This window comes from Brenneria goodwinii, from assembly GCF_002291445.1.
Lineage (GTDB): Bacteria > Pseudomonadota > Gammaproteobacteria > Enterobacterales > Enterobacteriaceae > Brenneria > Brenneria goodwinii.
In genome coordinates, this window is record NZ_CP014137.1 from 2,145,058 (window position 1) to 2,158,242 (window position 13,185).

The 13,185-nt window shown below is 52.3% G+C and carries 12 protein-coding genes; 4 read left to right on the forward strand and 8 right to left on the reverse strand.

All coding sequences use genetic code 11. From position 1 onward, the window contains the following. Positions 1-71: 71 nt before the first annotated feature. Positions 72-1,760 carry an aspartate:alanine antiporter gene (locus ACN28R_RS09625; protein ID WP_048639251.1) on the forward strand — a complete coding sequence of 563 codons (1,689 nt, stop codon included), beginning with the start codon at positions 72-74 and terminating at the stop codon, positions 1,758-1,760. Between the two features lie 178 nt (positions 1,761-1,938). Here the strand turns inward: ACN28R_RS09625 and ACN28R_RS09630 are convergent, their stop codons facing one another. The 3 genes from ACN28R_RS09630 to rbsK are packed head-to-tail and all read right to left on the reverse strand — an operon-like array spanning position 1,939 to position 5,246. Further along, complete coding sequence (locus ACN28R_RS09630; protein ID WP_095834253.1) at positions 1,939-2,952, reverse strand: aldose 1-epimerase family protein; 1,014 nt, start codon at positions 2,950-2,952, stop codon at positions 1,939-1,941. Positions 2,953-2,967: 15 nt separating this feature from the next. Then, on the reverse strand, positions 2,968-4,302 hold the full coding sequence (fucP, locus tag ACN28R_RS09635; RefSeq protein WP_095834254.1) for an L-fucose:H+ symporter permease: 1,335 nt from the start codon (positions 4,300-4,302) through the stop codon (positions 2,968-2,970). Positions 4,303-4,316: 14 nt separating this feature from the next. Next, positions 4,317-5,246: a ribokinase gene (gene rbsK, locus ACN28R_RS09640; RefSeq protein WP_095834255.1), complete on the reverse strand. Its 930-nt coding sequence runs from the start codon at positions 5,244-5,246 to the stop codon at positions 4,317-4,319. A gap of 200 nt (positions 5,247-5,446) precedes the next feature. On the opposite strand from rbsK, the gene deoC reads away from it, so the two are divergent. Further along, complete coding sequence (gene deoC, locus ACN28R_RS09645) at positions 5,447-6,127, forward strand: deoxyribose-phosphate aldolase (RefSeq protein WP_048639255.1); 681 nt, start codon at positions 5,447-5,449, stop codon at positions 6,125-6,127. Between the two features lie 158 nt (positions 6,128-6,285). Then, positions 6,286-7,059, forward strand: a complete 774-nt coding sequence (gene deoR / locus ACN28R_RS09650; RefSeq protein WP_095834256.1) for a DNA-binding transcriptional repressor DeoR — start codon at positions 6,286-6,288, stop codon at positions 7,057-7,059. Here deoR and ACN28R_RS09655 read toward each other — a convergent pair. The 4 genes from ACN28R_RS09655 to ACN28R_RS09670 all read right to left on the reverse strand — a co-directional run bounded on the left by ACN28R_RS09655 (position 7,056) and on the right by ACN28R_RS09670 (position 11,141). After that, positions 7,056-8,261, reverse strand: coding sequence for a serine hydrolase (locus ACN28R_RS09655; protein WP_048639257.1), 1,206 nt, complete (start codon positions 8,259-8,261; stop codon positions 7,056-7,058). The genes deoR and ACN28R_RS09655 overlap by 4 nt on opposite strands. 265 nt (positions 8,262-8,526) lie before the next feature. Then, complete coding sequence (locus ACN28R_RS09660) at positions 8,527-9,186, reverse strand: methionine ABC transporter permease (protein WP_095834257.1); 660 nt, start codon at positions 9,184-9,186, stop codon at positions 8,527-8,529. After that, positions 9,179-10,195 (reverse strand): methionine ABC transporter ATP-binding protein, encoded by a 1,017-nt coding sequence (locus ACN28R_RS09665; RefSeq protein ID WP_048639259.1) that lies wholly within the window; start codon positions 10,193-10,195, stop codon positions 9,179-9,181. The genes ACN28R_RS09660 and ACN28R_RS09665 overlap by 8 nt, the downstream gene beginning before the upstream one ends. Positions 10,196-10,295: 100 nt before the next feature. Next, entirely contained in the window at positions 10,296-11,141 is an 846-nt protein-coding gene (locus ACN28R_RS09670; RefSeq protein ID WP_048639260.1) for a MetQ/NlpA family ABC transporter substrate-binding protein, read from the reverse strand. A 172-nt stretch (positions 11,142-11,313) separates the two neighbouring features. Here ACN28R_RS09670 and ACN28R_RS09675 point away from each other — a divergent pair, with 172 nt between their 5' ends. Next, positions 11,314-11,931, forward strand: a complete 618-nt coding sequence (locus ACN28R_RS09675; RefSeq protein WP_048639261.1) for a glutathione S-transferase family protein — start codon at positions 11,314-11,316, stop codon at positions 11,929-11,931. A 35-nt stretch (positions 11,932-11,966) separates the two neighbouring features. Here ACN28R_RS09675 and ACN28R_RS09680 read toward each other — a convergent pair whose 3' ends face one another. Then, positions 11,967-13,121 (reverse strand): PQQ-dependent sugar dehydrogenase, encoded by a 1,155-nt coding sequence (locus ACN28R_RS09680; RefSeq protein ID WP_095834258.1) that lies wholly within the window; start codon positions 13,119-13,121, stop codon positions 11,967-11,969. Between the last annotated feature and the right edge of the window lie 64 nt (positions 13,122-13,185).

Sequence of the window (13,185 nt, forward strand, 5' to 3'; positions counted from 1 at the left end):
GGCAATGGCTAAATTTAGCCCAGATAACCATTTATATCAAGCACTTACTGGTAAATGACAAGTTACATCCCATGAATATAAACGTCGCTGATTTGTTAAACGGGAATTACATTCTGCTCTTATTCGTGGTTCTTTCATTAGGACTCTGCCTGGGGAAATTACGCCTGGGTCCAGTACAACTCGGTAATTCTATTGGTGTTTTAGTTGTATCGTTATTACTCGGCCAACAACATTTTTCGATTAATACTGAAGCACTCAACCTCGGTTTCATGTTGTTTATTTTTTGTGTTGGTGTTGAAGCCGGGCCTAATTTCTTTTCTATTTTTTTCCGCGACGGCAAAAATTACCTGATGCTTGCCTTGGTAATGGTTCTCAGCGCAATGCTTTTAGCGCTCGGGCTAGGGAAACTATTCGGTTGGGGGATCGGACTGACGGCAGGTATGCTTGCCGGCTCGATGACGTCAACGCCCGTGTTGGTCGGCGCCGGCGATACCCTACGCACAATGTCCGGTCTCGGTTCGCAGATCGGTATTGAACAGGACAACCTGAGCCTGGGTTATGCGCTCACTTACTTGGTCGGTTTGGTCAGCCTGATTTTCGGCGCACGCTATCTGCCCAAGTTACAGCATCAGGATCTGCCCACCAGCGCCCAGCAAATCGCCCGCGAGCGCGGGCTTGATACCGACAGCCAAAGAAAAGTCTACCTGCCGATTATCCGCGCCTACCGCGTCGGGCCTGAACTGGTCGCCTGGGCGGACGGTAAAAACCTGCGCGAGCTAGGCATTTACCGCCAGACCGGCTGCTACATTGAACGTATTCGCCGTAATGGCATTTTGGCCAACCCGGATGGCGATGCCGTGCTGCAACTCGGCGATGAGATCGCCCTGGTTGGCTACCCCGACGCCCACGCCCGCCTTAACCCTAACTTCCGCGACGGGAAAGAAGTTTTCGATCGCGACCTGCTGGATATGCGCATCGTGACCGAAGAGATCGTGGTGAAAAACCACAATGCCGTCGGTAAACGCCTCAGCCAGCTAAAACTAACCGACCACGGTTGTTTTCTTAACCGTATTATCCGCAGCCAGATTGAAATGCCTATTGATGACGGCGTCGTGCTGAATAAAGGCGATGTTTTGCAGGTGAGCGGTGATGCCCGGCGGGTAAAAAGCATTGCGGATAGAATCGGGTTTATCTCTATTCACAGCCAGGTGACCGACCTGCTGGCTTTCTGCGCTTTCTTTATTATCGGTATCATGGTCGGCCTGATTACCATCCAATTCAGTAATTTCACGTTCGGCATAGGCAATGCCGCAGGACTGCTGTTTGCCGGCATCATGCTTGGTTTCCTGCGCGCCAACCACCCAACCTTCGGCTATATACCGCAAGGGGCGCTGAACATGGTGAAAGAGTTCGGTCTCATGGTGTTTATGGCTGGCGTCGGGTTAAGCGCCGGCAGCAGTATCGGCCGTAGCTTCGGTGAAATCGGGGCGCAGATGCTGGTATCGGGATTGATTGTCAGCCTGGTGCCGGTGATTATTTGTTTCCTCTTCGGGGCGTATGTATTGCGGATGAATCGCGCGCTGCTTTTTGGCGCCATGATGGGAGCCAGAACCTGCGCGCCGGCCATGGAGATCATCAGCGATACTGCCCGCAGTAATATTCCTGCTCTGGGCTATGCGGGAACCTATGCCATTGCTAATGTATTACTGACATTAGCGGGCTCGCTCATCATTATTATCTGGCCTGAATTACCTGGATGACGACAAATATAAAAAATCATCAATGTTTCTCAGAAAACGCAGAACTTTTTCTTAGGGCCAGAGTCTGAATCATTGCCACTGCTTTTCTTTGTTATCCCCATATTGAGGAGCCCATCGTTCCCGCCTTTGAGGTTCAAGATCGATGGGCGTTTTCTTTTCTGAACACCTTCTGACGTTATCAGGCTAATCCGGTTTCCACATGGAAACGTCGTGTCTCGCCTGCGGCCATTTCAATTAGCGATCCTGCCCGACGAGCAGCGTTGTGTCCTTCAGGCCGACAGGTCGCCGGCAGAACAAACGCGGCGACTTTTTGATCGCCGTTATGCAAAATCCAGCGTGTGGCGTAATTCAGTTCCGCCGTAGAAAAACGGGTAATAAAACGATGCCCCTGCGGCGCATGCATGCTGAATTCTACCTGTTGCGCATACTGAGACAGGTTATCGGCAAAAAAGACGATTTCAGGATCGTAAAACTCAGGTTCATCCAGCGCCTTGAAACTTTCGGGCGTCTGCGCCAGCCTCTCCGTGTAATTCAGCCACTGAGGCGTGGGATGAACATGACCCGGGATGGAGGCGCGTAAGGCGAAAGCCCGATCGGGAATATTTTGACTAAAGGTTGCCCCGGCCACATAGGCATAGTTCATGTGGCACATGTACTGTAACGGCATCGGCACGCTCGCCAAATTCGTCACCGCCATATCAATCTTCAACAGCGTACTGCCTGCCGTCATGGTAACTGCCGGCGCGGCCCGATAATGATGACCGAATCCCTTTACATATTCATAGTCGCCCGTCAGCGTCAGACTATTATCGCCAATCACCAGACGCGCGCTGTCCATCGGCGCGCAGGCCATTTCCCCGTGCAGCGGATGTTGATCGTCCTCGGCGGGACAGCCATTACTCAGCAAACCGGAATGAAAGGCGAAACAGCCGTAGGTATCGATGATACTGCTACCCGGTTTAGGCTCCGTGAACGGGTTGGTCATCGTCAACGAATGGCCGTCAAATTCCGCATCCCAAAGCATCTGTCCATAAAACGGCAGCACAATAACGTACCCGCGCGCATTCTGTAACTTGACGGCCTCAATCCCTGAGGCATAGCGAAAGGTCGTCGCCGAAAAATCCGTATTTTCCAACAACACCCGGGGCTGTTGCGTAAACATCGAACGTGATAAGTGAATTTGCGTGCTCATCGAACTCTCCTCCATTCAGGCTTCATTCTTAACCGCGGGCCGACCGGCGGCGATACGCTGCTTGTTACGCATTTCACCCCAGAAGTAGAAACCGACGTAGGCAAAACACAGCAGGGAGACGCCAAACGATTTCTGCATTGAACCGAGATGATCGGAGACATATCCCTGAATTGCCGGGACCACGGCGGCGCCTACGATAGACATGACAATAATGGCGCCGGCGACCTCGGTGTATTTCTTATCGACGGTATCCAGCGTGCCGGCATAGATCGTTGCCCAGCAGGGGCCGAACAGTACGCTGACGAACACGGCGGCATAAACGGCGGTGAAGCTGGGCACCATGGCGACATAGGCCAGCGTCGCTACGCCTAACACCGAGTAAGCAATCAACACTTTTTCGGCGCTGAAGCGCGTCATCAGGAAATTCGCCACAAACTTACCGATAAAGAAGCAGATAAAGCTATAAATCATAAAGTTAGAGGCGTCGCGTTCGTTAGACGCGCCTAAGGTCAATGCCAGCCGAATGGTGAAAGACCACACCGCGACCTGCATTCCGACATACAGGAACTGCGCCATAATGCCGCGTTTGAAGTGGCTGTTGCCCGCCAGATAGCGCAAGGTTTCCCCCAGTGACGGCAATGGCTTTTTGCTCTGCTCGTCAACCTGCACCTTACATCTCGGGTAACGGGTCAACAGGAACAGGAAGAAGACGACCAGCAACACAAAAATCAGATATTTATAGGGTTCCAGCGTGTGTTCCAGCATTTGCAGACGGAACGCATGGACCTGCTCCGGCGTCATGGCCGCCATCTGGCTCTCCAGGCTATCGCCCTCCTGGAATACCAGATATTTACCCAGCACAATCCCCATTAACGCGCCGACCGGATAAAACGTCTGGCTGATATTCAGCCGCAGCGTGGCGTAATCGCGATGACCAATCATGGAACTATAGGTGTTTGCGGCCGTTTCCAGGAAGCTCAGGCCAATGGCGATGGCAAAAATCGCCGCCAGAAACATGGTATAGGTGGCCATATGCGATGCCGGATAAAACAGGCTGCACCCGGCGATGTACAGCGTCAGCCCCATCAAGATGGCGATTTTATAACTGCTTTTCCGAATCACTACCGACGCCGGGATAGCGATCAGAAAATAGCCGCCGTAAAACGCGCTTTGCACCAGCGCACTGGCGAAATCGCTTAGTTCAAACACGCTTTTAAATTGAGTAATCAAAATATCATTCAGGCTGGCCGCGCATCCCCACAGCGGGAACAAGCACGACAGCAAGATGAACTGGAACAATGGCGTCTTGTTCAGATAGCCATCCGGCATTTGGATAATGTCCTGACGCATGATGTTTTCCCCGGTTAGTTGGCAAGAGAATGGCTGGTAAGAAAATCACAAAATTGCGCCGCATCCGGGTAGGCACGCTGGGTACCTTTTCCCGTAACGCTATAGGCCGCAAAAGCAGAGGCATATTCCATCGCCCGTTTTATATCTCCGTCCTTCACAAAGTAGTGCGCAAAACAGCCGATGAAGGCGTCACCGGCGCCGCTGGTATCAATGGCGTGAACGCTGACCGGCTTAATATGTTGAATCTGCTCCCCCGTCATCCATACCGAACCCCGGTGCCCCATGGTAATAATCAGGTTCTTCAACCCTCTGGACAGCAGCGAACGCCCGGCTTTAATAATGTTTTCTTCGTTATCGACCGGCATATCGGTCAGGATCTCCAGTTCGGTTTCGTTGGGCATAAAGAAATCACACTGGCAGGCATAGCCGATATCCAGTTTGCGCGAGGCCGGCGCCGGATTTAAAATCACCTGGATGTGATGCTGACGGGCAAAATCAATGGCGTAATAGACGGTTTCGAGCGGGATCTCCAACTGGAGGATAATCAATTGGCATTGCATGAGTGATTCGGCCGCCGCGTCGATATCCTGAGCTGACAGATGATTGTTCGCGCCTTTGATAATCAAAATCCGGTTTTGCGATGACTTATCGACGAAGATCGGCGCCACCCCGCTTGATGTTCCGGGTACAGGCGTGACATGGCGCGTATCCACCCCAAAACGCTGTAAGTTCTTTACCGTATTGTCGGCAAAGAGATCGTCGCCGACCCGGCTGACCATCATGACGGATGCCCCCAGCTTAGCCGCGGCAACCGCCTGGTTTGCCCCCTTTCCGCCGCAACCTATTTCAAAATCGGGCGCTTCCAGCGTTTCGCCGGTTTTGGGCATGTCATCAATGTAGGTGATGAGATCCACCATGTTTGAACCAATAACTGCAATATCCATAACACGCTTCCCCTGATGGTTTTTTAATTATTCAATGTTATATTAATAACAATAACAACTAACAATTGTTATTAATGTGACAAAGATCGCATGACCAAAGGGATTTTCTGCGCATAAAGCAACAAAATAAGATTGATAACACGACGATAATGTTATTATTATAACATCTCAATTCGATTGAACCATCAAAGGAGTCAGTGATGACCACCGAAACACGCGATTACGCCCCCTATATTGACCATACGCTGCTGGCCGCCGACGCCACCGAACAACAGATCGTCAAACTGTGTGAGGAAGCAAAAACGCATCACTTCTATGCGGTCTGCGTCAACTCAGGCTACGTCCCATTAGTCGCCAGCCAGCTAAAAAATACTTCGGTCCACGTTTGCTCGGTGATCGGCTTCCCATTGGGAGCAGGACTGACATCAGCCAAAGTCTTTGAAGCGAAAGCCGCCATTGACGCCGGTGCTGAGGAAATAGATATGGTGATAAATATCGGCTGGTTGAAAAGCGGCAACCTTGACGCGGTTAAAGCCGATATTCAGGCCGTGCGCGAGGTTTGCGCCGCTATACCGTTGAAGGTAATATTGGAAACCTGCCTGCTTGACGATGAACAAATCGTGCTGATTTGTGAAATGTGTCGTGAATTGAAAGTGGCTTTCGTTAAAACATCCACGGGATTCAGCACCGGCGGCGCTCGCGCAGAACACGTGAAGTTGATGCGCCAAACGGTAGGGCCGGAGGTTGGCGTTAAAGCGTCGGGAGCCGTTCGCGATCGCCAGACGGCGGAGATCATGATCCGCGCAGGCGCTACCCGCATCGGTACCAGTTCCGGCGTGGCTATTGTTTCCGGTGAGTCGGCAGCGGCGGGAACCTACTAATTAGCGTTCACTTAAGGGCGATAACAGTAAAGAACGTGCGGATGAGGCGCCCCTGAGGGCGCCTCATCCCGTGAAACCTGGGTATATCAATACGTAACCGAATAGTATTATCCAATATAGTATTACCCGATTATGCAGGCCCACTATCAGGACATCACATGGAAACACGGCGCGAAGAACGGATTAACAAACTTGCCCAGGTTTTGAAAACAGCAGACAAACTTCATCTTAAGGATGCGGCCCAGCTACTGGGGGTTTCCGAGATGACCGTTCGTCGCGATCTGAACGCCGAGTCAGCCGCCGTGGTATTACTCGGTGGCTATGTCGTCAGTGATTTGAAAAATAATAACGTCACTAATTATTTTGTTTCCGATCAACAAACCAAACAGGTGACGGAAAAACGGACCGTCGGAGACGTCGCCGCTCGCCTGATTGATGCGAACGATACGGTGTTCTTCGATTGCGGAACAACCACGCCGTTTATTATTGAAGCCATTCCAGACGATCTGCCTTTTACCGGTATTTGTTATTCCCTGAATACCTTTCTGGCATTACAGGGGAAAAATGCCTGCAAAGTGATCCTGTGCGGTGGTCAATTTCACCCGGATAACGCCATTTTCACCCCGCTCAGCCAACGTAACGAGCTTGATAATATCTGCCCGAATAAGGCGTTTATTTCAGCGGCAGGTATCGACCTTACCGCCGGAGCAACCTGTTTTAACTTTGCTGAATTGAGCATGAAACACCGCGCGCTGGCGATGGCGCAGCGCGCGGTATTGGTTGCCGATAGCAGCAAGTTTGGTCAAATCAGACCGGCCTGCATTGGCTCACTCACGCTGTTCGATACGCTGATCACCGATCGTAAGCCAACCGCAGACTATCTCCGCTACTTCAGCGACAATGGCATTATGTTAATGGACGGCGCTCGTTAACCGAATAAGCCGCCAAACCACTGTTGCAGTTTCATCATGATGGAATCCCACAGCCGGCTAAAAAAGCCCGCTTCGGGGATCTCGTCCAGCGCAACTAACTGGCGTTGCCCGATGCTTTTACCATCAAGCTGAAAATCAATGGTGCCGACGACCTGATTTTTCGCCAATGGCGCCGTCAGCTGCGGCTGAAGCAGCGTAAAACTGGCTTTCATATTTTTCATCTGCCCTTTTGGGATCGTCAATGCGGCATCTTTCGCCACCCCAAGCCGGGCGTCCTTTTGGCTGCCAAACCAGACCCGCTGCGTGGTAAACGTCGCCCCCTCTTTGATCGGCGTTACCGTTTCATAGAAGCGGAATCCCCAGGTCAGCAGTTTCTCGCTTTCACGGAACCTTACCGCGTCCGTTGGCGCCCCCAGCACAACGGAGATCAGGCGCATATTTCCTTCGGTGGCCGAGGCGACCAGATTATGACCGGCACCGCTGGTGTGACCGGTTTTAATGCCGTCCACATTCAGGTTGGTGCTCCACAACAGACGATTACGATTGGGCTGGCGAATATTATTGAAGGTGAACTCTTTTTCCTTATGCAGCGCATACTCGTCCGGCACATCACGAATCAATGCCTGCCCCAATAACGCCATATCGCGCGCGGTGCTGTACTGTCCCGGCGCATCCAGCCCATGCACGGTAAGAAAGTGGGTATTGGTTAATCCCAGCGCCTTGACATAATTGTTCATCAGGCTAACAAACGCATCCTGACTGCCGGCCACGTGGTCAGCCAGCGCAATACTGGCATCATTCCCCGATTGAATGACGATACCTTTATTCAGTTCCGAAACCGCAATGCGATCGCCTGGCTTAAGAAACATCAGCGATGAACCACGCAGCACCGGATTGCCGGTCGCCCAGGCGTCTCTCCCGACCGTAACCTCATCCGTGGGCCGAATTTTCCCGGCCTTGATAGCCTGGCCGGTAACATAACTCGCCATCATTTTGGTGAGGCTGGCCGGGTCAAGACGTTCATCAGCATTAGATTCGGTCAGGACTTCTCCGCTGTGATAATCCATCAGAATGAAAGCCTTAGCGTCAATCTGAGGGGCGGCAGGCATCTGTTCGGCATACACTGGCGCAACGAGTCCTGCCAGTAATGCCGCGCCCGCCGTGAAAAATTTTAGATGGGGAAAGAGAATAGTTTTCTTCATGAGATCGCCGCGATATCCACAATTCATTTAAAAGATTTAACTTTCAATATGTTTCGAAAACTTTAGTAACGTCCCAAGGTAGCCGTTCATCTCGCTCAAGGAAACAACTCATTTTGTAAAAATAATCAAAGAAATGAAAAGGTCTAAAAAAACGACGAGAGAAGAGAAAAAATCAGACAACCGGCAACCATACGGGCTACGCCTGGCTGAACCATTCAATGCGGCGCCGGATACGGCGCCGCAGGTTATTGGTACGGTAAAACAATCAGCGGCGTTCGCGCTTATCAGCCCGTTTCGACAGCCAATCACCCAGCGTTTGTACAATCTGCACCAGAATGACCAACGCGATAACGGTGATAATCATGACCTCGGTTTCATAACGATAGTAACCGAAGCGGATCGCCAGATCGCCGACGCCGCCGCCGCCGACAATGCCCGCCATGGCCGAATAACCGATAAGACTGACCAGCGTAATGGTCAGCCCGCGTAATAAACCGGCCTTGGCCTCCGGCAATAATACGGTGCAGATGATCCGCATCGGGGTGGCGCCAAAGGCTTCGGCGGCTTCAATAATACCGGGCTCCACTTCACGCAGCGCGCTATCCACCAGACGGGCATAGAATGCGATGGCCGCGACCGACATCGGCACCGCAGCCGCCACCGGTCCAATGGTATTGCCTAACAGAATCTGCGTTAGCGGCAACAGCAGCACCAGCAGAATCACAAACGGAATCGAACGGATGATATTCACCAGCACGGTGCTGAACAGATACACCGCGCGGTTTTCCCAAAACAGATGACGGTCGGTCACATAAATTAGGAAACCCAGCGGTAATCCGCCGATAATGGCGAACAGGGTTGAAATACCCACCATCTGGAATGTTTCCCCGAACGCCGAAACCAGATCGATCCATAAATCAGCCATGTAACACCTCCACCTGCGCAGTCGCGGCCTGAATATGCGCCACGGCTTCCGCCACTTTTGCCGGTTCGGACGGATGTGTTAACAGCGCGACCAGAACCCCCAATGCGCGATTGCCGATATACTCAATTTTGCCATGTAGAATATTGACGGACACGCCATAACGGGTCGCCACATCAGACAACACCGGCTGTTCCGCTGAGTCGCCCACAAACAGGATTTTCAGCAACGTTCCCTGTAAATCCTCCATCAGACGGGAAGGAAGTTCGAGATTCAACGTATGAGCAACCAGTTGGCGGGTAAACGGATGCCGCGGCGAGGCGAAAATATCAAAGACATCGCCGTCCTCCACCACTTTACCGCCGGTCATCACCGCAACCCGGTCGCAGATCGACTTGATCACGCTCATCTCATGTGAAATCAGCACAATGGTGATACCCAGCTTCTGGTTAATCTCTTTGAGCAACGCCAGGATCGCCGCCGACGTCTCCAGATCAAGCGCGGAAGTCGGCTCATCACACAACAGCACTTCCGGATGATTGGCGATGGCGCGGGCAATCCCCACACGCTGCTTTTGTCCGCCGCTGAGCTGAGACGGGTACGCCTCGGCTTTATCGCCCAATCCCACCAGATTGAGAATTTCCGGCACCCGTTGTGCAATTTCAACGCTGGATTTCCCCGCCGCCTTCAGGCTGAACGCGACATTTTCCGCGACGGTACGCGTTTGCATCAAATTGAAATGCTGGAATATCATCCCGATTTTCTGGCGCTGCTCACGCAGGCTTTTACCATGCAAGTCGCTGATCTTAACCCCATTGACCCGAACTTCGCCGGCCGTAGGACGCTGTAATACATTGATCGTCCGCAGCAGCGTACTTTTCCCCGCCCCGCTGGTTCCCACAATGCCGAAAACCTCTCCCGGCTTGATATGCAACGTCACATTATCAACGGCACGATTCCCTCGCTGCTTCCCCTGAGAGAAGTCAACACAAACACTCTCTAACTGAATCATTATCCGCAAACTCCTGGCCTAAGCGGAAAAAGAATAAAGCCGGTCACAGACCGGCCAGACAAATACAACATGTTAATGACCAGTGACTACCGGCCCGTATTTACTGCGCGGGAGCTGGCGTTTTTGCCTGCATCCACTCTGGTTTCTGGAATTGGCTGAACATTGAACCCGGTTGGTTAATCACCGCGGCATAGGCAGGCGATTCAACGACGGCTTTGGTATCTTTGACAAACGGCTTGTCCAGATCCTCTGTGCGCACCGCAATCACATTCTTCAGATTTTCATCCAGCGTTTCCAGTTTGATCGCGGAAGCGAGATCCAGTCCCGCCGCAAAGGCAAAATTACCATTAACCAGCGAAGCGGTCACGCTATCCAGCGTTCTGGGCAGTTGCGCCGCTTCCAACGGTTTGAATACCAGCCCGCGCGGATTTTCAACAATATCCTTTTCCGACGCTTTGGTTGGGTCGAGATCGGGTTTGATGGTGATCAGGCCCAGCGATTGCAGAAACCGCAAGCCGCGCGCCAGATTGGTCGCGTCATTAGACAAGGTGATGACATCGCCTTTTTTCAGTTCATCCAATGATTTGATTTTATGGGAATAAAGACCCATGCTCGCCGTAGGGACGATAATCAGGCGGCTGATTTTCAGATTCTTATCGGCGGCGAATTTTTCCAGATACAGCGTATGCTGAAACAGATTGGCGTCAATACTGCCGTTGGCGAGAGCAAGGTTGGGCTGGACATAATCGCTGAATTCACGAACCACTACCTTGTAACCTTTTTTCGTCAGTTCAGGTTTAATCGCCTGGTTGACCATATCGCCATAAGGCCCCGGTGCGACACCGAAGACGATAGTTTGCGGATCGCTGTTGGCAGAAGCCAGTTGGATCCCGGCGGCCAGCAACGCGACACCTAGCGTTGCACGAAGAGAATGCGTCAATTTCATTGAATAAATTTCCTGTCTGAACACGACTTTTCGTCATTATTGAGAATAACAAGTTAAATCATAAAGATTAAAAAGGCATATCATTATTTCGCATCTATCATTCACTGTGTAGTCCGGTTGTTGGTAATAGAATACATTTTCTTCTTGTATAGCGAGTATGGCGAGGTTCTAAATGATAACGATTTGGGGACGTGACAATTCAACCAACGTTAAGAAAGTGCTTTGGTGTGCGGCGGAATTGGCGCTGCCTTACCATCATATCCCGGCCGGCGGGCAATTCGGCCGCAATCATGACGCGGATTTTCTGGCGATGAACCCTAACGGACTGATCCCCTGTTTACAAGACGGTGAACGGGTGCTGTGGGAATCAAACACTATCGTGCGTTATCTGGCCGCGCAATATGGAGAAAACTCGCTGTATATTGCGGATGCCGGGGCACGGGCCAGCGCCGAGAAATGGATGGACTGGGCGATGATGCTGGCGCCATCGTTTAGTGTGGCATTGATCAATCTGGTGCGAACCAAACCGGAAAACCGTGATATGGCATCGGTGGAAAAAGCGATAATGGAATGCGAGCGGCTACTCGGCATCGTCGATTCCGCGCTGGCGAATCAACCGTGGCTATCGGGCGATCAATTCGGCATCGGCGATATTCCTCTGGGCTGCATTATCTACGGCTGGCTTAACATGGCGATCGAACGTCAGCCGCATCCCAACCTGGAGCGCTGGTATCGGCAATTAAGCGAGCGGCCGGCTTATCAAAAACACGTCATGATTCCTTTATCCTGAGCTAACAGGCGCCGTTGCGCGCCTGTCATTTCCTGTTATTCCAACCCCACTTGCAACAGCTTGCCGTTATCGTGATCGGTCAGCAGATAAATATAGCCGTCCGGCCCCAGCCGTACTTCGCGGATACGCTCGTTGCGTTCATTCAATAAACGCTCTTCGGCCACAACGCTATCGCCGTCCAGCGTCAGGCGGATCAGATTCCGTTCGGCCAGCGCGCCAATAAACAGTGAGTTTTTCCATTGCGGGAACCGGTCGCTGTTATAGAACGCCATGCCGCTGACAGCCGGGGATTTTTGCCAGTAAAAAATCGGATCCGCCATCCCGGCAACCTGCCCGCCTTTGGCTTCAGGAATTTTCTCCCCGGAATAGTTAATGCCGTAGGTCGCTATCGGCCAACCGTAGTTTTCTCCGGCTTGGGGAATGTTAATCTCATCGCCGCCCCGAGGACCATGCTCATTCTCCCACAGCGCGCCGGACCAAGGGTTAATCGCAATGCCCTGCGGATTTCGATGGCCGTACGACCAGATTTCCGGCCGCGCGTTGGCGCGGTTAACCAGCGGATTGTCTGGCGGAATCTGCCCATCGCCGGTCAGACGGACGATTTTGCCTTGGAGCTTATCCAGATCCTGCGCCGTCGGCCGTTGGTTATTTTCGCCTAGCGCAATAAACAGATAACCCTGACGATCAAACACCAGTTTGCCGCCAAAATGGTTGCCGGTAGAAAGTTTGGGCTCCTGACGGAAGAAAACCGTGAAATTCTCCAACCGCGCATAATCGTCCGACAGGCGGCCATAACCGACGGCCGTACCGGCTTTTCCATCACTGCCTTCTTCAGCGAAGCTCAGATAAATACGCCGGCTTTGCGCAAAATCAGGTGATAACGTCACTTCCAGCAGCCCGCCCTGCGATCTGGCATAGACACGGGGAACGCCGGCAATCGGCGCTGAAAGTCCGGCTCCTGGCTGCCAACGCCGTAGATTCCCGGCGCGTTCGGTAATCAGCAGCCCCTGCGCATCCGGCAGAAAGGCCAACGACCACGGATGATCGAGTTTATCCTGCAACTCCGTTACCTTGAGCGTCGCGGCAGACAGAGTGCCGGAAACGGCAAGCAACAATGCCGCGCCGCTTAATAACAGGCGGGTCAAGCGTGACGATAACGAAGAGTCGTCAGGCGACGAGTTACGAGGCATCGCGTTGTCTCCACTCAACAGAAGTTCTGTAACTCTAGGCGTCGAGTGATATTTGTGCAAAAAA